This window comes from Pantoea sp. BJFS-204, assembly GCF_049310725.1.
Classification (GTDB): domain Bacteria; phylum Pseudomonadota; class Gammaproteobacteria; order Enterobacterales; family Enterobacteriaceae; genus Pantoea; species Pantoea agglomerans.
Window position 1 is genome coordinate 63,213 of the sequence record NZ_JBMOWE010000001.1, and the last position, 20,823, is coordinate 84,035.

At 56.6% G+C, this 20,823-nt stretch carries 18 protein-coding genes; 14 read left to right on the forward strand and 4 right to left on the reverse strand.

Translation table 11 applies throughout. The features are described from left to right. The first annotated feature begins 201 nt into the window (after positions 1 to 201). The 7 genes from lepA (at position 202) to acpS (ending at position 6,762) form a co-directional block, all read left to right on the forward strand. Positions 202 to 2,001 carry a translation elongation factor 4 gene (lepA, locus tag ACO6VX_RS00330; RefSeq protein ID WP_010257661.1) on the forward strand — a complete coding sequence of 600 codons (1,800 nt, stop codon included), beginning with the start codon at positions 202 to 204 and terminating at the stop codon, positions 1,999 to 2,001. Positions 2,002 to 2,010: 9 nt separating this feature from the next. Beyond that, complete coding sequence (gene lepB, locus ACO6VX_RS00335; RefSeq protein ID WP_010257658.1) at positions 2,011 to 2,985, forward strand: signal peptidase I; 975 nt, start codon at positions 2,011 to 2,013, stop codon at positions 2,983 to 2,985. 131 nt (positions 2,986 to 3,116) lie between these two features. Further along, positions 3,117 to 3,797, forward strand: coding sequence for a ribonuclease III (rnc, locus tag ACO6VX_RS00340; protein ID WP_010257656.1), 681 nt, complete (start codon positions 3,117 to 3,119; stop codon positions 3,795 to 3,797). Between the two features lie 142 nt (positions 3,798 to 3,939). Beyond that, complete coding sequence (era, locus tag ACO6VX_RS00345; RefSeq protein ID WP_010257653.1) at positions 3,940 to 4,845, forward strand: GTPase Era; 906 nt, start codon at positions 3,940 to 3,942, stop codon at positions 4,843 to 4,845. A gap of 4 nt (positions 4,846 to 4,849) precedes the next feature. Then, positions 4,850 to 5,578 (forward strand): DNA repair protein RecO, encoded by a 729-nt coding sequence (gene recO / locus ACO6VX_RS00350; protein WP_010257651.1) that lies wholly within the window; start codon positions 4,850 to 4,852, stop codon positions 5,576 to 5,578. 72 nt (positions 5,579 to 5,650) lie between these two features. Beyond that, positions 5,651 to 6,382, forward strand: coding sequence for a pyridoxine 5'-phosphate synthase (gene pdxJ / locus ACO6VX_RS00355; RefSeq protein ID WP_010257647.1), 732 nt, complete (start codon positions 5,651 to 5,653; stop codon positions 6,380 to 6,382). Then, a complete protein-coding gene (gene acpS / locus ACO6VX_RS00360) occupies positions 6,382 to 6,762 on the forward strand; it encodes a holo-ACP synthase (RefSeq protein ID WP_010257645.1) in 381 nt (126 codons plus the stop codon). The genes pdxJ and acpS overlap by 1 nt, the downstream gene beginning before the upstream one ends. On the opposite strand, the gene ACO6VX_RS00365 is transcribed toward acpS, so the two are convergent. Together ACO6VX_RS00365 and ACO6VX_RS00370 are read right to left on the reverse strand one after the other, a co-directional pair. After that, positions 6,759 to 7,007, reverse strand: a complete 249-nt coding sequence (locus ACO6VX_RS00365; RefSeq protein WP_010671305.1) for a YfhL family 4Fe-4S dicluster ferredoxin — start codon at positions 7,005 to 7,007, stop codon at positions 6,759 to 6,761. The two genes, acpS and ACO6VX_RS00365, sit on opposite strands and share 4 nt — an antisense overlap. Before the next feature lie 55 nt (positions 7,008 to 7,062). Continuing rightward, complete coding sequence (locus ACO6VX_RS00370; RefSeq protein WP_010257643.1) at positions 7,063 to 7,902, reverse strand: MurR/RpiR family transcriptional regulator; 840 nt, start codon at positions 7,900 to 7,902, stop codon at positions 7,063 to 7,065. 154 nt (positions 7,903 to 8,056) lie between these two features. Between ACO6VX_RS00370 and yfhb the strand changes: the two genes are divergently transcribed. Further along, positions 8,057 to 8,695, forward strand: coding sequence for a phosphatidylglycerophosphatase C (gene yfhb / locus ACO6VX_RS00375; protein ID WP_010257641.1), 639 nt, complete (start codon positions 8,057 to 8,059; stop codon positions 8,693 to 8,695). A 63-nt stretch (positions 8,696 to 8,758) separates the two neighbouring features. Beyond that, on the forward strand, positions 8,759 to 9,250 hold the full coding sequence (gene tadA / locus ACO6VX_RS00380) for a tRNA adenosine(34) deaminase TadA (RefSeq protein WP_010671307.1): 492 nt from the start codon (positions 8,759 to 8,761) through the stop codon (positions 9,248 to 9,250). On the opposite strand, the gene mltF is transcribed toward tadA, so the two are convergent. After that, on the reverse strand, positions 9,247 to 10,704 hold the full coding sequence (mltF, locus tag ACO6VX_RS00385) for a membrane-bound lytic murein transglycosylase MltF (protein ID WP_287059106.1): 1,458 nt from the start codon (positions 10,702 to 10,704) through the stop codon (positions 9,247 to 9,249). The two genes, tadA and mltF, sit on opposite strands and share 4 nt — an antisense overlap. Before the next feature lie 267 nt (positions 10,705 to 10,971). Here mltF and purL point away from each other — a divergent pair, with 267 nt between their 5' ends. The 5 genes from purL to glnB all read left to right on the forward strand — a co-directional run bounded on the left by purL (position 10,972) and on the right by glnB (position 19,395). Continuing rightward, positions 10,972 to 14,859 (forward strand): phosphoribosylformylglycinamidine synthase, encoded by a 3,888-nt coding sequence (gene purL, locus ACO6VX_RS00390; RefSeq protein WP_033769678.1) that lies wholly within the window; start codon positions 10,972 to 10,974, stop codon positions 14,857 to 14,859. A gap of 579 nt (positions 14,860 to 15,438) precedes the next feature. Continuing rightward, entirely contained in the window at positions 15,439 to 16,866 is a 1,428-nt protein-coding gene (locus ACO6VX_RS00395; protein WP_191918343.1) for a sensor histidine kinase, read from the forward strand. 3 nt (positions 16,867 to 16,869) lie between these two features. Beyond that, positions 16,870 to 17,538, forward strand: a complete 669-nt coding sequence (gene qseG, locus ACO6VX_RS00400) for a two-component system QseEF-associated lipoprotein QseG (RefSeq protein WP_033758654.1) — start codon at positions 16,870 to 16,872, stop codon at positions 17,536 to 17,538. Continuing rightward, complete coding sequence (gene glrR, locus ACO6VX_RS00405) at positions 17,538 to 18,872, forward strand: two-component system response regulator GlrR (RefSeq protein WP_010257627.1); 1,335 nt, start codon at positions 17,538 to 17,540, stop codon at positions 18,870 to 18,872. Before qseG ends, glrR begins: the two co-directional genes overlap by 1 nt. 184 nt (positions 18,873 to 19,056) lie before the next feature. Then, entirely contained in the window at positions 19,057 to 19,395 is a 339-nt protein-coding gene (gene glnB, locus ACO6VX_RS00410) for a nitrogen regulatory protein P-II (protein ID WP_003848647.1), read from the forward strand. A gap of 55 nt (positions 19,396 to 19,450) precedes the next feature. On the opposite strand, the gene hmpA is transcribed toward glnB, so the two are convergent. After that, a complete protein-coding gene (hmpA, locus tag ACO6VX_RS00415) occupies positions 19,451 to 20,635 on the reverse strand; it encodes an NO-inducible flavohemoprotein (protein WP_089415031.1) in 1,185 nt (394 codons plus the stop codon). Between the last annotated feature and the right edge of the window lie 188 nt (positions 20,636 to 20,823).

Here is a 20,823-nt window from a genome sequence, read left to right on the forward strand (position 1 = left end):
CATCCCGCGGCCTTTGTCTGTTCTGCCTCGCGCAGATATCTGTTTCGCTTCCACCACGTTCCATTCTTTTATGCGCGGCGTTAACAGTGTAATATGCGTCGTCATTAATGAGGCTGACAGGATTGTGGGTAAAGAGCGATCTTCCTGAATGTGTCTGTGCTCAGGTTTTCAACTGAATTTTAAGCGAAGATATCCCAATAAATGAAGCACATAAGAAATTTCTCCATCATCGCTCATATCGACCATGGCAAATCTACGCTCTCTGACCGCCTGATTCAGATTTGCGGCGGCCTCACCGCTCGTGAAATGGCTGCGCAGGTTCTTGACTCTATGGATCTGGAGCGCGAGCGTGGCATCACCATCAAAGCACAGAGCGTCACACTCGATTACCACGCGAAAGACGGCCAAACTTACCAGCTCAATTTCATCGATACCCCAGGACATGTAGACTTCTCTTATGAAGTTTCCCGCTCACTGGCCGCCTGCGAAGGCGCGCTGCTGGTGGTGGATGCCGGTCAGGGTGTTGAAGCGCAGACACTGGCGAACTGCTACACCGCGATGGAGATGGATCTGGAAGTGGTGCCGGTTCTGAACAAAATTGACCTGCCCGCTGCCGATCCCGATCGCGCCGCGCAGGAAATTGAAGATATCGTCGGCATTGATGCAACTGACGCGGTGCGCTGCTCAGCCAAAACCGGCGTCGGCGTTCCGGAAGTGCTGGAACGCTTAGTGCGCGACATTCCTCCGCCAGAAGGCGATCCGGAAGCGCCGCTGCAGGCACTGATTATCGACTCCTGGTTCGATAACTACCTGGGTGTTGTTTCCCTGGTGCGCGTGAAAAACGGCACCATGCGCAAAGGCGACAAGATCAAAGTCCTGAGCACCGGCCAGGTTTATAACGCTGACCGCCTGGGTATCTTCACCCCAAAACGGGTTGATCGTAATGAGCTGAACTGCGGTGAAGTAGGCTGGCTGGTCTGCGCCATTAAAGATATCCTCGGCGCACCCGTGGGCGATACGCTGACTACCGCACGTAACCCAGCAGACAAAGCGCTGCCAGGCTTTAAAAAAGTGAAGCCACAGGTTTACGCTGGTCTGTTCCCAATCAGCTCTGACGACTATGAAGCGTTCCGTGATGCGCTCGGTAAGCTGAGCCTGAACGACGCCTCGCTGTTCTATGAGCCAGAAAGCTCAACGGCGCTGGGCTTTGGTTTCCGCTGCGGCTTCCTCGGTCTGCTGCACATGGAGATCATCCAGGAGCGTCTGGAGCGCGAATACGATCTCGATCTGATCACTACTGCACCGACGGTGGTGTATGAAGTCGTGACCACCAGCGGCGAAATCGTTCATGTCGACAGCCCATCCAAGCTGCCGGCACTGAACAATATCGAAGAGCTGCGTGAACCGATTGCCGAATGTCACATGCTGCTGCCGCAGGAGTATCTGGGCAACGTCATCACGCTCTGTATTGAGAAGCGTGGCGTGCAGACCAACATGGTTTACCACGGCAATCAGGTGGCACTGACTTACGAAATTCCGATGGCTGAAGTGGTACTCGACTTCTTTGACCGTCTGAAATCAACCTCGCGCGGTTATGCCTCGCTGGATTACAACTTTAAACGTTTCCAGCCTTCAGACATGGTACGCGTCGACGTACTGATTAACTCTGAACGTGTGGATGCGCTGGCGCTGATTACTCACCGTGACAACGCGCCTTATCGCGGACGCGATCTGGTTGAGAAAATGAAAGAGCTCATCCCGCGTCAGCAGTTTGATATTGCGATTCAGGCTGCCATCGGTAACCACATTATCGCGCGTTCAACGGTGAAACAGCTGCGTAAAAACGTTCTCGCTAAGTGTTATGGCGGTGACGTCAGCCGTAAGAAGAAACTGTTGCAGAAGCAGAAAGATGGTAAGAAGCGAATGAAGCAGGTTGGTAACGTTGAGCTGCCACAGGAAGCGTTCCTCGCCATTCTGCATGTCGGTAAGGACAGCAAATAAGGATTTCCAATGGCTAATATGTTCGCCCTGATTCTGGCGATAGCGACGCTGATTACTGGCATCGTATGGGTAATTGATCGTTTTAAATGGGCACCCGCGCGTCGCGCGAAACAGGCTGAGGCTCAGGCCCAGACCGGTAACGCGCTCGACAGCAAAACGCTGGCGAAGGTCGCTGCAAAGCCAGGCTGGGTTGAAACCACCGCGTCTGTGTTTCCGGTGCTGGCCGTGGTTTTCATCGTGCGTTCGTTTATCTACGAACCATTCCAGATTCCCTCTGGCTCGATGATGCCGACACTGCTGATTGGTGACTTTATCCTGGTGGAGAAGTTTGCTTACGGCATCAAGGATCCGATCACCCAGACGACGCTGATCCCAACCGGTCAGCCGAAGCGCGGCGATATCGCGGTATTTAAATACCCGAAAGATCCGAGCCTGGATTACATTAAGCGCGTTATCGGCCTGCCGGGCGACAAAGTCATTTATGATCCTTACAGCAAAACGCTGACGGTGAAACCGACCTGCTCCGATGATAAAGCCTGTGACACAGCGTTAGCGGTAACTTACACCGACGTTGAGCCAAGCAACTTTGTTCAGACCTTTAGCGGCTTTGATGGCAACGAAACCGGCAACGGTTTTTATCAGGTGCCGCAGGGCGATACCCTGCGCGGTGGTTTGCGCCTGGGAACCCGCAAAGAGACAATCGGTAACGTGACGCATGACATTCTGCTGGTAAACGAAGCGCAGAGTCAGGCAGGCATGTATTATCAGCAGCCGGGTCAGCCGCAGGCGAGCTGGGTCGTGCCGAAAGGGCAATACTTCATGATGGGCGACAACCGTGATAACAGCGCCGACAGCCGCTACTGGGGCTTTGTCCCGGAGCGTAATCTGGTCGGTAAAGCGGTCGCTATCTGGATGAGCTTTGAGAAACAAGAAGGCCAGTGGCCAACCGGCGTGCGATTCAGTCGCATCGGTGGTATCCACTAACATTATTGTCTGATTAACAGGCAAATCGGGTGGCCTCCTCAGGGAGGCCACTGCACACCAAACGGAACGTGTTGGATTACCAGCCCCGTTTGGTATGCAGAGTCACAGACGCAACAAAGAACTGGAATCGCATGAACCCCATCCTGATTAACAAGCTTCAGCGCAAACTGGGCTACACTTTTACTCATTCGGAACTGTTACAGCAGGCCCTGACTCACCGCAGCGCCAGCAGTAAGCACAACGAACGCCTGGAATTTCTTGGCGATTCTATTCTTAGCTATGTGATTGCTAATGCCCTTTATCACCGCTTCCCGCGGGTTGATGAAGGTGACATGAGCCGCATGCGCGCCACGCTGGTGCGGGGCAACACGCTGGCTGAAATGGCACGCGAATTTGATCTTGGCGAGTGCCTGCGCCTGGGACCCGGCGAGCTGAAAAGCGGCGGTTTCCGTCGTGAATCGATCCTGGCGGATACGGTGGAAGCGCTGATTGGCGGTATCTTCCTCGACAGCAGTATTGAGCGGGTAGAGCAGCTGATCCTCGACTGGTATCAGACCCGCCTCGACGAAATCAGTCCTGGCGACAAACAAAAAGATCCGAAAACGCGCCTGCAGGAGTATCTGCAGGGACGTCATCTGCCGCTGCCAAGTTATCTGGTGGTACAGGTACGTGGCGAAGCCCACGATCAGGAATTCACCATTCACTGTCAGGTGAGTGGCATGGCCGAGCCGGTTGTTGGCGTCGGCTCCAGCCGTCGTAAAGCCGAGCAGGCAGCGGCTGAACAGGCACTGATAAAATTAGGTCTTGAATAGATCTGTCGGGGTGACAGTGCCAGAACCGGCACTGAACCATTAACCTGACACTCTATCCCGGCGTCAGAAGACGCTGAATGACACATGACTCAAATAGCACTCTTTCGGCGCCGCATCAGGCGCTGAACAATTCAGGACTCGAATGAGCGAAAACGTTACTTATTGCGGCTTTGTCGCGATTGTTGGCCGACCAAACGTCGGTAAATCCACCTTACTGAACCAGTTGCTGGGGCAGAAGGTGTCGATCACCTCGCGTAAGCCGCAAACCACGCGCCACCGCATCATGGGCATTCATACCGAAGGCGAATATCAGGCGATCTACGTCGATACCCCAGGTCTGCACATGGAAGAGAAGCGCGCTATTAACCGTCTGATGAACCGCGCAGCCAGCAGTTCTATTGGCGACGTAGAACTGGTGATCTTCGTGGTTGAAGGCACCCGCTGGACGCCCGATGATGAGATGGTATTGGGCAAACTGCGCGACAATAAAGTGCCGGTGGTGCTGGCGATCAATAAGGTCGATAACATCCAGGACAAAAGCATTCTGCTGCCGCATCTGCAGTTCCTGAGCCAGCAGATGAACTTCCTCGATATCGTGCCTATTTCTGCTGAGAGTGGCAAAAACGTCGATACCATTGCGGCGATTACCCGCAAGCATCTGCCGCAGGCCGATCATCACTTCCCGGAAGATTACATCACCGACCGCTCACAGCGTTTCATGGCGTCAGAGATGATCCGTGAAAAACTGATGCGCTTCCTGGGGGCTGAACTGCCTTACTCCGTTACGGTTGAGATTGAGCGCTTCGTGACTAACGAACGTGGCGGTTATGACATTCACGGTCTGATTCTGGTTGAGCGCGAAGGGCAGAAGAAGATGGTGATTGGCAACAAAGGCGCCAAAATCAAAGTCATCGGAACAGAAGCGCGCAGAGACATGGAAGAGATGTTCGAAGCGAAAGTGCATCTCGAACTGTGGGTGAAAGTGAAATCCGGTTGGGCAGATGACGAACGTGCGCTGCGCAGCCTGGGTTATACAGACGATCTCTGATTCAATGGAAGGCTGGCAACGCGCCTTTGTGCTGCATAGTCGCCCCTTCAGCGAAACCAGTCTGCTGCTCGACCTGTTCAGCGAAAGCGAAGGGCGGGTACGGGTTCTGGCCAAGGGCGCACGTTCGCGGCGCTCGCAGCTGAAGGGGGCGTTACAGCCTTTTACCCCGCTGCTGGTTCGCTGGAGTGGGCGCGGGGAAGTCAAAACCCTGCGCAATGCCGAAGCGGTGTCGCTGGCTTTACCGCTCAGTGGCATCACGCTCTACTGCGGTCTCTACGTCAATGAGTTGGTCTCTCGCGTATTGCAGCAGGAATTCCCCTTCTCAGAACTCTTCTTCGACTATCTCAACTGCCTTCAGGCATTAGCCTCAACGCACGGCAAGCCCGAACCGGCACTGAGGCGTTTTGAACTGGCGCTGCTCGGTCACCTGGGTTATGGCGTCGATTTCCTGCACTGCGCCGGTAGCGGCGAGCCGGTCAGCGACAACATGACGTACAGCTACCGCGAAGAGCGCGGCTTTATTGCCAGCCTGGTGGTCAATCAACGCAGCTTTACCGGCCGCGAATTGCGCGCCCTGTGCGAGCGAGAGTTTCCCGATGCCGACACCCTGCGCGCCGCGAAGCGGTTTACCCGCATCGCCCTGAAGCCCTATCTTGGTGGCAAGCCGCTGAAGAGTCAGGAGCTGTTCCGCCAGTTTATCCCAAAGAAAAAGCCTGAACAGGCAGAAGAATAGCGCGGGTCGTACCGCCTGTTTCACTTTGCGCGGTACACTCAACATCACGATGAAAAAGAAGTGAGGATGGTCATGGCTGAGTTGCTGTTAGGCGTCAATATCGATCACATTGCCACGGTGCGTAACGCCCGTGGGACAAACTATCCCGATCCGGTGCAGGCGGCGTTTATCGCCGAGCAGGCGGGCGCAGACGGCATTACCGTGCACCTGCGCGAAGATCGCCGTCACATCACTGACCGCGACGTGCGTATCCTGCGTGACACCATCCAGACGCGGATGAATCTGGAGATGGCGGTCACAGATGAGATGATCGGCATCGCCTGTGATATCCAGCCCCACTTCTGCTGCCTGGTGCCGGAAAAGCGTCAGGAAGTGACCACTGAAGGCGGGCTGGATGTGGCGGGGCAGCAGGAGAAGATGAACGCGGCCGTACGACTGCTGAGTGACGCAGGCATTCTGGTTTCGCTGTTTATCGATGCCGATCACCGCCAGATTGAAGCGGCCGTGGCCAGCGGCGCGCCTTACATCGAAATTCATACCGGCGCTTACGCCGAAGCACCAGAGGGACTGGCGCGTGACGCTGAGCTGGCGCGTATCCGTCACGCCGCGACCTTTGCCGCCAGCCTGGGACTGAAGGTCAATGCCGGTCATGGTCTGACCTACCACAACGTGCTGCCGATTGCGGCGCTGCCGGAAATGCATGAGCTGAATATCGGCCATGCGATTATTGGCCGCGCGGTGATGAGTGGCCTGCCGGATGCGGTGAAAGAGATGAAGCAGCTGCTGCGTGAAGCCCGTCGCTGATGGCTATTCTGGGACTGGGTACGGACATCGTTGAGATTGAACGCATCGCCGGGGTGATTGAACGCTCCGGCGACCGGCTGGCACGGCGGGTGCTGAGCGAAGCCGAATGGCAGCAATATCAGGCGCACAAGCAGCCGGTGCGCTTTCTCTCTAAACGCTTTGCGGTAAAAGAGGCGGCGGCAAAAGCCTTTGGCACCGGTATTCGCGGTGGTCTGGCGTTTAATCAGTTTGAAGTTTACAACGATGCGCTGGGAAAACCGGGATTACGCTTCTTTCAGCATGCCGCTGAAGTGGCAGAGAGGCTGGGCGTTAAACACGTTCACGTGACGCTGGCCGATGAGCGTCACTACGCCTGCGCCACGGTGATCATTGAAAGCTAGCCGTGCAGCAGCACGAACTTCTCCCACAGCGCATCACGTGATTCGGTGTGCTGTGGGTCAATGATGATGGTGTTGTCGATGGGGCATACCTGCTGACAGGTTGGCGTCTCATAGTGCCCGACGCATTCCGTGCAGCGGCTGACATCAATCTCATAGATCGCATCGCCCAGTGAAATGGCCTGGTTCGGGCACTCCGGTTCACACATATCGCAGTTAATGCATCTGGACGTAATCAACAGCGCCATTTTACCCACCTGATAACAACAGAAAAAGCGCGGGTATTATACGCGCTGCCGCTGATCAGACCAGCTTTTTCACCAGCGCTTCGCTATGGCGAATATGACTGGACGCGCGTTCCGGATCGTTTTGCACCAGCGCCATAAACAGCAGATCGGTCAGGGCCAGCTGCGCCGTGGTCGAGGAGATGGCCGCGCTGCGGGTACTCTGCTCCTCCGCCACCGTATAGAGACAGTAACTGGCGCTCTGCTGCAGCGTATTCGGCGTAAAACCGGTAAACGCCACCACATCGGCGCCTACCTGAACCGCCTCCTGCGCGGCCAGATTGATCTCCCGCCGTTCACCGGTGTAAGAGATGGCGAGCAGCACATCGCCGGGCCCCATCGCCTGCACGCTGGCCAGCAGGGCGTGCATATCCTGCTCCGCCACCGCATTGATGCCAATCTTCATCAGCTTCCAGGAGAAGTCCTTCGCCACCAGACCCGAAGCGCCGATGCCCACCAGTAAAATACGCCGGGCATTTTTCAGCAGCTGTAACACATCGTTGAGTTTCTCTTCGCTGTTGATATCCAGCGTGGCGCGGATTGCCGAGAGTTTCTCCGTCAGCAGCTTCTCACCCACCATTTTAAGGGGATCGTCGCTGAGGATATGGTTATGTACGGTAATGGCATCTTTGTCCGCCAGTGACTCACTCAGGGCCAGCTTAAGCGCCGGAAAACCTTTGTATCCCAGTTTCTGAGCAAACTTCACCACGCTCGACTGGCTGACGCCAGACTCTTCCGCCAGCTTTTGCGAACTCAGGTGGCGCGCCCGATCGGGTTGCGACAGTAGAAAATCAGCCAGCCGACGCTCGTTCAATGCCAGACGTGGATAAAGCTGGCGAATGCGCAGCAATGAACTCATGCCCAATCCTCGTAATTCAGGGATAATCTGTGAAGAATAAACTATTCATCAGGCATTGTAGTCATCGGAATTAAAAATGACAGTCATCGCCGTAGCGCCTGATGATGGCTACACTACTCTTTATCATTCCAGAATCAGCCTGAAGGAGAGTTGTTTGACCAGGGGAACACAACGTCGCGTCGTATTTTTTGACCTGGATGGCACTTTGCACCAGCAGGACATGTTTGGTACTTTTATGCGCTATCTGCTGCGTCGCCGACCGCTTAATCTGCTGCTGGTGGTGCCGTTATTGCCGGTAGTGGGTATCGGCTTGCTGTTTAAAGGCCGGGCGGCACGCTGGCCCATGAGCCTGCTGCTCTGGTCTATTACTTTTGGCCGTTCTGAGCGGACGCTGCTGCAACTCGAAGCCGAATTTGCGCAGTGGTTCCGCCTGCGCGTCAAAGCCTTTCCGGTGGTTCAGCAGCGCCTGACCGATTACCTCGGCAGTGATGATGCTGACGTCTGGCTCATCACCGGATCGCCACAGTCTCTGGTGGAGCAGGTCTATTACGACTCCGCGTTTCTGCCACGCGTGAAGCTGATTGCCAGTCAGATGCAGCGCGGCTGGGGCGGGCGGGTACTGGCAATGCGCTGCCTCGGCCATGAGAAAGTGGCACAGCTGGAAGAGAAAATCGGCACGCCGCTACAGCTCTACAGCGGCTATAGCGACAGCAAACAGGACAACCCGCTGCTGTTTTTCTGTCAGCATCGCTGGCGCGTAACACCCGCAGGTGAGCTGCAACAGCTGGAATAAGTTTCTAAAGGATCGGTGAGACCGCTATAATGCGCCGCTTTTCTGTCGCCCGGAGTGGTCAGCATGAAACAACAAGATGAATACTGGATGCGCCATGCGCTTGACCTGGCGCGCCGGGCGTGGGAGCAGGGCGAAGTGCCGGTGGGTGCGGTGCTGGTTCAGAATGACCGGGTGATCGGTGAAGGCTGGAACCGGCCCATCGGCCAGCACGATCCGACGGCGCATGCGGAGATTATGGCGTTGCGGCAGGGCGGTAAAGTACTGGAAAATTATCGTCTGCTGGACACCACGCTCTACGTGACGCTGGAGCCGTGCGTGATGTGCGCCGGCGCTATGGTTCACAGCCGCATCAGCCGGCTGGTCTACGGTGCGCACGACATCAAAAGTGGGGCGGCAGGATCGCTGCTCGATGTGCTGGGACACCCCGGCATGAATCATCAGGTTGAATTACAGAGCGGCGTGCTGGCTGAAGAGTGTGCCGCTATGCTGAGCGACTTCTTCCGTATGCGTCGCGAGCAGAAAAAAGCGCTGCGGCAGGCGCAACGCCAGGATTAGTTCATGGCGATCTTCGGTTCGACCGCCGGATAGCCTTTGGCCAGTTCGGCCTGTGCTTCAGCCTGCTGCGCCAGGCGCTTTTCCTGCTCCTGCAGATAACCCACCAGGCTTAACTGATATTTGCGGATGTTCTCCACATAGTTATAGGCTTCATGCCCACGGGCATAGCCATAAGCCGTCTGGGTGTAGTAACGCTTCTGGCTCAGCATGGGCAGACGCAGCTTCACATCCGCCCAGCTATCCGGATTACCCCCCTGGCGGGCAGTGAGTTTACGGACATCCAGCATATGGGCATAGCCCATGTTATAGGCCGCCAGCGCAAACCAGATGCGCTCATCTTCCGGGATGGTCTGCGGCACCTTCGCCATCATATCCTGCAGATACTGACTGCCGCCGCGAATGCTCTGTTCGGGATCCGTCCGGTCGCCCACATCCAGGCTCTCAGCGGTGTTACGGGTCAGCATCATCATGCCGCGCACGCCGGTAGGGGAGGTGGCCTGCGGGTTCCAGTGCGACTCCTGATAGGAGATTGCCGCCAGCAGTCGCCAGTCAATGCTGGTGGCGTACTTCTCAAACAGCGGTTTGATGTCAGGCAGCGTGTTGTCGATGGCGCGCAGGAAAGTGCGGGTATCGACATAATCAAAGGTGCCGACGTGGCCGAGATATTTCTCCTCCAGTCGCGCCATCGCCCCTTCTTCACCCATACCGTTAAAGAAGTCGAGCATCGCGGCATTCAGGCTGTCGTCATCGCTGTGCCGCACATACCAGGTGACCGGCTCTTCATCAGTGACGTCAAACGCCACCGCCAGCTGCGGATAGATGCGCTGCAGCAGAGCGATGGTCACGGAGTCGCCAATCGTATAGTCGAGCTTGCCGTCTGCCACCGCTTCCAGCAGGGCTTTAGGACTTTGATCGGTGGAGATCGCCCAGTCCAGATCGGGGTACTGATTTGACCGCGCGCTCTTCAGCGTTGACAGATACGCCGATCCTGACGCAACAGTCAGCCGCCCCTTTAAGTCACCGAGGTTTTTAGGGCGCGGCTTATCCACGCGATAGACCAGCTGCTGCGAAACGTTGTAGTAGCCTGGCCCGGTCTGATAGCGGGTCAGGCGTTCGCTGTTGTAGTTCAGACCCGCGGCCAGCAAATCGGCTTTGCCATCATCTAAATCGTCAAACAGATCGCTCAGGTTGGGACGTACTGTCACCTTGAGTTTGACGCCCAGATAATCGGCGAAGCGTTTTGCCAGCTCATAATCCATACCGGCCGGAGATTGGTTCACTGTGTAGTAAGTCAACGGGGAATTGATGGTACTGACACGCAGTACTCCCCGTGATTTAATCTGTGAAATCTGGTCCTGCCCACCCCCATACCAGGGAATGGATGGCCATAGCGCTAACGCTAACAGCACGGCAACCAGACCGATAAACAGATAATTAAATTTTAGGCGTTTCAAATAGTTATCTCTCGCTGGCTCTAAGGCCTCTGTCTTTTAAAGGCAGTATTTGTCTTCTTTGAACTCCCAGAGCGAGGGGCATTTTGCGCAACAAAATCACGCTGAGCAACTTTTATAGCAGCTTTTGCGCAAAATTCAGGCAAATCCGGGTCGCCAAAAATTGTGCGCAAACGGTTTCGTCGCGAGGTCGCTTTCTCTATAATACGCCCCGTTTTCCCTGTTGCGCCCAATGAAGCGTCGCCCGGCGCCCTGACGAGAGATTTATTAATGGAAATTCTGCGTGGTTCGCCCGCCCTGTCGGCATTTCGTGTAAACAAACTGCTGACCCGCTTTCAGGACGCTCATCTGCCGGTGAGTGATATTTACGCTGAGTACATCCATTTTGCTGATGTCAGCACGCCCTTAAGCGCTGACGAACAGAGCCGTCTGCAGCGCCTGCTGAAATATGGTCCCTCTCTCGCTGAACATGCCCCACAGGGGCGTCTGCTGCTGGTGACGCCTCGTCCCGGCACCATTTCGCCCTGGTCATCCAAAGCCACTGACATTGCCCACAACTGCGGTCTGCCGCAGGTCCGTCGCCTGGAGCGCGGCCTGGCCTTTTATGTACAGGCCCCACAACTGACGGAAGCGCAGTGGCAAACGCTGGGCACACTGCTGCACGATCGGATGATGGAAACGGTCTTCGGCGATCTGGCGCAGGCTGAACAGCTGTTCGCGCATCACACGCCACAGCCGGTGAAAAGTGTCGATCTGCTGGGTGAGGGCCGTCAGGCGCTGGTTCAGGCGAATATCTCACTGGGTCTGGCGCTGGCCGACGATGAAATCGACTATCTGGTGGCGGCGTTTACCGCACTGGGCCGCAATCCCAACGACATTGAACTCTACATGTTTGCGCAGGCGAACTCTGAGCACTGTCGTCACAAGATCTTCAACGCCGACTGGATTATCGACGGCGAGAAACAGCCAAAGTCGCTGTTTAAGATGATCAAAAACACCATGGAGCAGACGCCGGACTACGTGCTCTCTGCTTACAAAGATAACGCCGCTGTGATGGAAGGCTCAGAGGTTGGCCGCTTCTTTGCTGACGCCGGAGAGAGCGAATACCGCTGGCATCAGGAAGCCGCACACATCCTGATGAAGGTGGAAACCCATAACCACCCAACGGCCATCTCGCCGTGGCCTGGTGCTGCGACCGGTTCCGGTGGTGAGATCCGTGATGAAGGCGCAACCGGAAGGGGTTCAAAGCCAAAAGCGGGCCTCGTCGGTTTCTCCGTATCGAACCTGCGTATCCCTGGCTTTGAACAGCCGTGGGAAGAGGACTTCGGCAAACCGGCCCGCATCGTCAGCGCGCTGGAAATCATGACCGATGGCCCGCTGGGCGGCGCTGCATTTAACAATGAATTTGGTCGTCCGGCTCTGAATGGTTACTTCCGTACTTATGAAGAGCAGGTCACCAGCCACAACGGCACTGAGCTGCGTGGCTACCATAAGCCGATTATGCTGGCGGGCGGCATCGGGAATATCCGTGCCGATCACGTGCAGAAAGGTGAAATCACCGTAGGCGCGAAGCTGGTGGTGCTGGGCGGTCCGGCAATGAACATCGGCCTGGGCGGCGGCGCGGCGTCATCGATGGCCTCGGGCCAGTCTGATGCCGATCTCGACTTTGCCTCGGTACAGCGTGATAACCCGGAGATGGAGCGCCGTTGTCAGGAAGTGATCGACCGCTGCTGGCAGCTGGGCGATGAGAACCCGATTCTGTTTATCCACGACGTGGGCGCTGGCGGTCTCTCCAATGCGATGCCGGAGCTGGTCAGCGATGGCGGTCGTGGCGGCCGGTTTAACCTGCGTGACATCCTGAGTGATGAGCCAGGCATGAGTCCGCTGGAGGTCTGGTGTAACGAATCACAGGAACGTTATGTGATGGCAGTGGCACCCGATCAGCTGGCGCAGTTTGAGGCAATTTGCCAGCGCGAACGCGCACCGTTCGCGGTCATTGGTGAAGCCACCGAAGAGCTGCACCTGAGCCTGGAAGATAGTCATTTCGGTAACAAGCCGATCGACATGCCGCTTGATGTCCTGCTGGGCAAAACGCCGAAGATGACGCGGGATGTGGTGACGCAGCAGACACAGGGTACTGCCCTGCAGCGTGACGGCATTACGCTGGTCGATGCGGTGAATCGCGTGCTGCATCTGCCTGCCGTGGCGGAAAAAACCTTCCTGATCACCATCGGTGACCGCAGCGTGACCGGCATGGTTGCGCGCGACCAGATGGTGGGACCGTGGCAGATCCCGGTTGCCAACTGTGCAGTGACAACCGCCAGCCTCGACAGCTATCACGGCGAAGCGTTTGCCCTGGGCGAACGTTCACCGGTTGCGCTGCTGGACTTCGCGGCATCGGGTCGTCTGGCCGTCGGTGAAGCACTGACCAACCTGGCGGCTACCCATATTGGTTCGCTGAAGCGTGTGAAGCTTTCCGCAAACTGGATGTCCGCAGCCGGTCATCCGGGTGAAGATGCCGGTTTATATGCGGCGGTGAAAGCGGTCGGCGAAGAGCTTTGCCCGGCGCTGGGGATCACCATCCCGGTCGGTAAAGATTCGATGTCGATGAAAACACGCTGGCAGGAAGGCAGCGAACAGCGCGAAATGACCTCACCGCTGTCGCTGGTGATTACCGCTTTTGCCCGCGTCGAAGATGTCCGTCGCACCGTCACGCCACAACTGCAGGCCGATCAGGATAACCTGCTGCTGCTGATCGATCTGGGCAACGGCGCGAATACGCTGGGCGCAACCGCGCTGTCGCAGGTTTACCGTCAGCTTGGCGACAAACCTGCCGACGTGCGCGATGCCGCTCAGCTGGCGGGCTTCTTCAATGCCATCCAGGCGCTGGTGGCTGAGCAGAAACTGCTGGCTTATCACGATCGTTCCGACGGTGGTCTGCTGGTGACGCTGGCCGAGATGGCGTTTGCCGGTCACTGCGGCATCGACGTTGACATCGCCTCGCTGGGTAACGATGCGCTGGCCTCCCTGTTTACCGAGGAGCTGGGCGCGGTGATTCAGATCAACGCCGCCGATCGCGCCGTGGTTGAGCAGATCCTGGCGGATCACGGCCTTGCCGACTCGACGCATCTGCTGGGCAGCGCGCAGCCGGGCGATCGCTTTGTGATCCGTTCTGGTGACAGTGCGGTCTACAGTGAAAGCCGCAACACGTTGCGTACCTGGTGGGCGGAAACCACCTGGCAGATGCAGCGTCTGCGCGACAACCCGGCGTGTGCCGATCAGGAACATGAAGCGAAGAAAAACGACAGCGATCCTGGCCTGAACGTTAATCTGACATTTAATCCGCAGGAAGATGTTGCTGCCCCGATGATCGCCACTGGCGCACGTCCAAGGGTCGCTGTGCTGCGTGAGCAGGGCGTGAACTCCCATGTAGAGATGGCCGCCGCCTTTGATCGGGCAGGTTTCACCGCCATTGACGTTCACATGAGCGATCTGCTGGCCGGACGTCGCGGTCTGGAAGAGTTCCAGGCGCTGGTCGCCTGTGGCGGCTTCTCCTACGGCGATGTGCTGGGTGCCGGTGAGGGCTGGGCGAAATCGATTCTGTTTAATCCGCGCGTGCGTGACGAGTTCGAAACCTTCTTCCACCGTCCGCAAACCCTGGCGCTGGGCGTCTGCAACGGCTGCCAGATGATGTCTAATCTGCGTGAACTGATCCCAGGCAGCGATCTCTGGCCGCGCTTTGTGCGTAACCAGTCTGAGCGCTTTGAAGCGCGTTTCAGTCTGGTAGAAGTGGCCGCCAGTCCATCGCTGTTGCTGGACGGCATGGCCGGTTCGCATATGCCTATCGCCGTTTCGCACGGTGAAGGCTTTGTTGAAGTGCGTGATGCTACGCATCTGGCGGCGCTGGAGTCGAAAGGGCTGGTGGCACTGCGCTTTGTCGATAACTTCGGCAAGGTAACAGAAACCTATCCGGCTAACCCGAATGGCTCACCAAACGGCATCACTGCCGTGACTAATGAAAGTGGTCGCGTCACTATCATGATGCCGCATCCGGAGCGGGTATTCCGCACCGTCAGCAACTCCTGGCATCCGGCAGAGTGGGGCGAAGACAGCCCGTGGATGCGTATTTTCCGCAATGCGCGTAAACAGCTGGGTTAATGTAATCCGCTGAAAAGAGCAGGAGGCCAGTGTGCCTCCTGCTCTTTTTTGTGACTCTGTTGGCAAATGGCGACAATGAGCATGTCGTACTGTCTCTTTTTGGCGACATCTATCTCGTTGATTTTTAATGAACGCCCATCCGGCGCGATTTCATGTCGCTCAGCGGAGACAGTTTTCCCTTACTGTAATCAGATTTTGCGCAACAGTTGTCCGGTAAGCTTATTCAATCTGCTGAAAAATATAATGATTTATTTTCTGGCATGGAACTTGCTATACTCATGCAGCTGCTCATTCACCTGTTTATGATTGCCCCGCTTAGCGGAGAAGAGCTCATAAAGCCCGAATGACGCACCAAACGGAGCCTGCCGTCCAACTGACCGATAATCGCTTGCGTTATCAAACACCGGACGTAACGTTGAGTAAGGCTCCACCCATTTTTACGCGATGCATCACGCGTCGTGCCAGCGGCAGGCCATTGAGCCTGCCGTTTTCTTTTGTTCCCCTTTCTTCCGCCGACACCTTTCTTCCGCTGACAGAGTCCGTTAGCATCCAGACAGCAAATCTTAAGGAAGCGGCTGCGTGAAAAAATGGCGTTTATTTCCCCGTTCTCTGCGTCAGCTGGTGCTGATGGCGTTTGTACTGGTGCTGCTGCCGTTGCTGGTGCTGGCCTGGCAGGCGTGGGAAAGTCTCTCTGCGTTAAGCGAACAGGCAGCGGATACCAACCGCAATACTTTCACCGACGTTCGCAGAAGTGAGGCGATGGCGCGAACGGCAGTGGAGCTGGAGCGCAGCTATCGCCAGTACTGCGTGCTGGATGATGCCTCGCTGGCGCGCCTTTATCAGACCCAGCACACCCGCTACAGCCAGATGCTGAGTTCGCACAGCGCCAGCCTGCCCGAGCTGCCCGCATTCCAGACTTTACAGGCGACGTTGCCGCTGCTGACACCGTTAAAGTGCGATAACGGCAATCCGGTTACGCCTGCCGCAGAGGCGCTGGATCGTTTTTCTGCCACCAATGCGCAGATGGTGCAGGACACGCGCGAAGTGGTGTTTTCGCGCGGCCTTCAGCTGCAGCGCGAAATTGCCGATCGCGGCCAGTTTTTTGGCTGGCAGGCGCTGATTCTGTTTATCATCAGTCTGGCGTTGATGACGCTGTTTACCGGCATGATTATCGGGCCGGTCAAGCGTATTGAGCGGATGATCAACCGGCTTGGCGAAGGCCGGGAACTGGGTAACAGCGTGACATTTCGCGGCCCGCGCGAGTTACGCTCGCTGGGACAGCGCATCGTCTGGCTCAGCGAACGGCTTCAGTGGCTGGAATCGCAGCGCCATGAATTCCTGCGCCATCTTTCTCACGAACTGAAAACGCCGCTGGCCAGCCTGCGTGAAGGCACCGAACTGCTGGCGGACGAGGTAGCCGGGTCGCTGAACGCCGATCAAAAAGAGGTGGTCACTATCCTCGACGGCAGCAGCCGTCATCTGCAGCGGCTGATTGAACAGCTGCTTGATTACAACCGTAAACTGGCAGATGGCCCGATCCAGCTGGAACCGGTCAGCGTGGCGGAAATTGTGGAGGGGGTGGTGAATGCACATGCACTCTCGGCGCGCGCCAAACTCATGCAGACGGTTGTCGATCTGGAGGTCAGTCACTGCCTTGCCGAACCGATGTTACTGATGCGGGTCATCGATAATCTCTATTCGAACGCCGTGAACTACGGCAGCGAATCCGGTACCATCTGGCTGCGCAGTCAGCAGCAGGGCGATCGGGTCTGGATTGATGTCGCGAACAGCGGCACGCCGATCCCGCCAGAAGAGCAGGCAATGATTTTCGAACCTTTCTTCCAGGGTAGCCAGCAGCGCAAAGGGCCGGTAAAAGGCAGCGGGCTGGGATTGAGTATTGCCAAAGATTGCCTGCGCCGGATGCATGGCGACCTGACGCTGGTCTCCTGCGAGCAGGCTGATGTCTGTTTTCGAATTGAACTGAACACCACAGCCGGGAAAGTCTGACTGATGAAATATTTACCCGCTTTGCTGTTGAGCACACTGACCACGCTGCTGCTCAGCGGATGTACGACCTCCCCGGCCACCTCATCCCTGCCGTCAGGCCATCAGGTGGCGGAACCCGAGGTCAGCGTGGCTGATTACCTGGCGACCCGCTGCAGTGACCTGTGGACGATAGAGAATAGTGCGGCACTGAGTAATCCCCTCTACTGGATGCGGGCGATCGATTGCGCTGAACGCCTTTCCCCCGCCGAGGCCCGAGCCGAAGCTCACCGCTGGCCGGTTGAGAGCTGGTCGCGCGCTTTCAAGCAGGGCGTGCTGATGTCGAACGGCAACGTGACGCCAGTGGAGCGTCGTCGCTATGTTGAAACCCTGGATCGCTACAGCAGCGATTTCCCGCAGTCTGTGCGTCCGCTGCTCCAGTTGTGGCGCAGTAATCAGGCCGCGCAGCTCGACCTGAGTGAAGCGCGCACCCGTTATGTTCATCTGCAACAGAGCAGCGATACCCAGCTGGAGGCGATACGCCAGCAGATGGTTAAACAGCAGCAGCAGCTCAGCGACACGCAGCATAAGCTGGAGCGGCTTACTGATATTGAGCGCCAGCTTTCATCGCGGAAAGCCCCGGATGTTTCTGACAGCGGCCACGGCACTGCGCTGCCGCAGGATGAGGAGCAATAATGGTCAGACAAGCGGCAAAACTGCTGCTGGTGGATGACGATCCCAGCCTGCTAAAGCTGCTGGGCATGCGTCTTCGCAGCGAAGGGTATCAGGTCACCACCGCGGCCAGCGGACCCGAAGCGTTGCGTCTGCTGCAGAAAGAAAAAATCGAGCTGGTGATCAGCGATCTGCGGATGGATGAGATGGATGGTCTGGCGCTGTTTGGCGAGATCCAGAAACGCCACACCGGTCTGCCAGTGATTATCCTGACGGCGCACGGTTCTATCCCGGACGCAGTTTCCGCCACGCAGCAGGGCGTCTTCAGCTTTCTGACTAAACCGGTGGATAAAGATGCGCTTTACAAAGCGATCGATGAAGCACTGGCTCAGCAGGCGCCGGTCAGCGATGACCGCTGGCGGGAAGCGATCGTCACCCGCAGCCCGCTGATGTTACGGCTGCTGGAACAGGCGCATATGGTGGCGCAGTCGGACGTCAGCGTGCTGATTAACGGGCAGAGCGGTACCGGTAAAGAGATGCTGGCACAGGCGATTCACGCCGCCAGCCCGCGAAACGGCAAGCCCTTTGTCGCCATTAACTGTGGCGCACTGCCGGAGCAGTTGCTGGAGTCAGAGCTGTTCGGGCATGCCAAAGGGGCCTTTACCGGCGCAGTCAGTGCCCGTGACGGTCTGTTTAAAACTGCAGGTGGCGGGACGCTGTTCCTGGATGAGATTGGCGATATGCCGCAACCGCTACAGGTTAAGTTGCTGCGGGTGTTGCAGGAGCGTAAGGTCAGGCCGCTGGGCAGCGATCATGATATTGAGATTGACGTGCGCATTATTTCAGCCACGCATCGCGATCTGCCGAAGGCGATGGAGAAAAAGGAGTTTCGCGAGGATCTCTTCTATCGTCTTAATGTGGTGAACCTGAAGATTCCGGCGTTGCATCAGCGCACTGAAGATATTCCGCTGCTGGCTAATCATCTGTTGCGTCAGGCGGCGGAACGGCATAAACCGCAGATCCGCAGTTTTTCCGTTGATGCGATGAAGCGGTTGATGGCGGCCAGCTGGCCGGGCAATGTGCGTCAGCTGGTTAACGTGATTGAACAATGTGTAGCGCTGAGCTCATCGCCGGTGATCAGCGATGCGCTGGTGGAGCAGGCGTTAAGCGGTGAGAATAGTGCTTTGCCGACCTTTGCTGAGGCGCGCAATCAGTTTGAGCTGAACTATCTGCGTAAGCTGTTGCAGATGACCAAAGGCAATGTAACCAATGCCGCACGTCTGGCTGGACGCAACCGCACGGAGTTCTATAAGCTGCTGTCTCGTCATGAGCTGGATGCCAGTGATTTCAAAGAGTAGCGGAGGCTGCGGAGTGATACCGGCAGGTTGCCTGCTCAGGCCCGAATCAGAATGGGTGCGGTCAGCATAATCTGGCAGCGCTTGCGGCAACCTGAAGAATCCCGGATATTACCGCCCGACAGCGCCAGCAACATTTATACTTGATAAACCCTCTGACCATGGAGGGAGTGAAAAAGGGTCTGACATGAAAAAGATTGATGCGATTATCAAACCATTCAAACTCGATGATGTCCGTGAAGCCTTAGCGGAAGTCGGCATCACCGGGATGACCGTGAGTGAAGTGAAGGGTTTTGGCCGCCAGAAAGGGCACACCGAGCTTTACCGCGGCGCAGAGTATATGGTCGACTTTTTGCCTAAAGTGAAAATCGAGATGGTGGTGGGCGACGATATCGTTGATACCTGCGTCGAGACCATTATGCGCACTGCGCAGACCGGCAAAATCGGTGACGGTAAAATCTTTGTCTTCGACGTGGCGCGCGTGGTGCGCATCCGTACTGGCGAAGAGGATGAAGAGGCGATCTGATTGTCTCTTTATCAGCATAAAAAAGCCCGCGCTGCGGGCTTTTTTTATTGCTCAATTACATCCCTTTATGCGGGCCAAAGAGTTCGTAGTGAATGCGTGTATCTGCCACGCTGGCATCACGCAGTTGCGCCACCACATGCTGCATAAAGGGCAGCGGACCGCAGAGGTAAAAGTGGGTGTCGGGTGAGGCGAGACGTGCGGAGATCGCGGTGATATCCATCAGACCCTGCGCGTCATAGCGACCAGCATCTTCAGCGGCGGGATCGCGATACCAGACCTGACTGACGAAATCGGTGAGCTGAGCGCCCGTTGCTATCACTTCCGGGCCAAATGCATGCTGTTTGCCGTTCTCTGCTGCGTGCAGCCAGCTGACCGGCGCGCGGTGCTGGCGGGCCGCCAGGGCATGCAGCATGGCCAGCATCGGCGTCTGACCCACGCCCGCGGAAATCAGCGCCACCGGGGTTGCAGCATCGACCTCAAGGAAGAAGTCGCCATGCGGTGCGGCCAGCATCAGCTCATCACCCACTTTGCCATTCTGATGCAGCCAGCCGGAGACGGTGCCCTGCGCTTCACGTTTCACCGCAATCCGATAATCTTTGCCATTACTAAGGTGAGTAAGCGAGTACTGACGAATCTGGTGATGTTCGAAACTGGCGGGCTGCAGATGCACCGTCAGATACTGACCCGGTTTAAAGGCCGCTACCGGGCCGCCATCTACCGGACTGAAGGTAAAGCTTTTAATCACCTCGCTCTGCTGCTCAATAGCACTGATGCGAAACGCACGAGTGCCGCGCCAGCCACCAGTTTGCTGCTCCGTCGCCTGATAAATTTCCTCTTCGCGATTAATGAACACATCTGCCAGTACGCCATAGGCCCGGCCCCAGGCTGCCAGCGCCTCTTCACCCGGATTCAGCAGCTCTTTAATGGTTGCCAGCAGATTTTCACCGACGATGGCGTATTGCGCAGGCTGAATATTCAGGCTGGTATGTTTCTGCGCAATCTTTTCCACCGCAGGCAGCAGCACGGCCAGGTTCTCCAGATTCGCGCCATAGGCGCAAATGGCGTTGAATAGCGCTTCACGCTGATCGCCATTGCGCTGGTTGTTCATATTGAAAACATTTTTGAGTTCAGGATGGTGCGACAGCATGCGGTCATAGAAGTGTGCGGTAAGCGCAGGACCACAGGCGGCGATGGCAGGCAGGGTCGATTTAACCGTGGCGATAGTGTGTGCATCAAGCATAAAAGCGGCCTCTCATTTAAAGATGTATTTAAAATGCATCTTATAGCCGTCTCGCCTGTGGTGTAAATAACCCGATAAATTTCCCGGTTGTCAAAGTGGCAACTTTTTGGTGCATCCTTAGAAACCGCCGTCACACCCTGAAGAAAAATCGTGGCGTCTGAACCGGGTGAAAAGGTGTAAAAAAGCCC

Excerpts from the sequence above, each read along its gene's own strand:
- lepA (WP_010257661.1), top strand. The coding sequence starts at position 202 with ATGAAGCACATAAGAAATTTCTCCATCATCGCTCATATCGACCATGGC.
- lepB (WP_010257658.1), top strand. The coding sequence starts at position 2,011 with ATGGCTAATATGTTCGCCCTGATTCTGGCGATAGCGACGCTGATTACT.
- rnc (WP_010257656.1), top strand. The coding sequence starts at position 3,117 with ATGAACCCCATCCTGATTAACAAGCTTCAGCGCAAACTGGGCTACACT.
- era (WP_010257653.1), top strand. The coding sequence starts at position 3,940 with ATGAGCGAAAACGTTACTTATTGCGGCTTTGTCGCGATTGTTGGCCGA.
- recO (WP_010257651.1), top strand. The coding sequence starts at position 4,850 with ATGGAAGGCTGGCAACGCGCCTTTGTGCTGCATAGTCGCCCCTTCAGC.
- pdxJ (WP_010257647.1), top strand. The coding sequence starts at position 5,651 with ATGGCTGAGTTGCTGTTAGGCGTCAATATCGATCACATTGCCACGGTG.
- acpS (WP_010257645.1), top strand. The coding sequence starts at position 6,382 with ATGGCTATTCTGGGACTGGGTACGGACATCGTTGAGATTGAACGCATC.
- ACO6VX_RS00365 (WP_010671305.1), bottom strand. The coding sequence starts at position 7,007 with ATGGCGCTGTTGATTACGTCCAGATGCATTAACTGCGATATGTGTGAA.
- ACO6VX_RS00370 (WP_010257643.1), bottom strand. The coding sequence starts at position 7,902 with ATGAGTTCATTGCTGCGCATTCGCCAGCTTTATCCACGTCTGGCATTG.
- tadA (WP_010671307.1), top strand. The coding sequence starts at position 8,759 with ATGAAACAACAAGATGAATACTGGATGCGCCATGCGCTTGACCTGGCG.
- purL (WP_033769678.1), top strand. The coding sequence starts at position 10,972 with ATGGAAATTCTGCGTGGTTCGCCCGCCCTGTCGGCATTTCGTGTAAAC.
- qseG (WP_033758654.1), top strand. The coding sequence starts at position 16,870 with ATGAAATATTTACCCGCTTTGCTGTTGAGCACACTGACCACGCTGCTG.
- glrR (WP_010257627.1), top strand. The coding sequence starts at position 17,538 with ATGGTCAGACAAGCGGCAAAACTGCTGCTGGTGGATGACGATCCCAGC.
- glnB (WP_003848647.1), top strand. The coding sequence starts at position 19,057 with ATGAAAAAGATTGATGCGATTATCAAACCATTCAAACTCGATGATGTC.
- hmpA (WP_089415031.1), bottom strand. The coding sequence starts at position 20,635 with ATGCTTGATGCACACACTATCGCCACGGTTAAATCGACCCTGCCTGCC.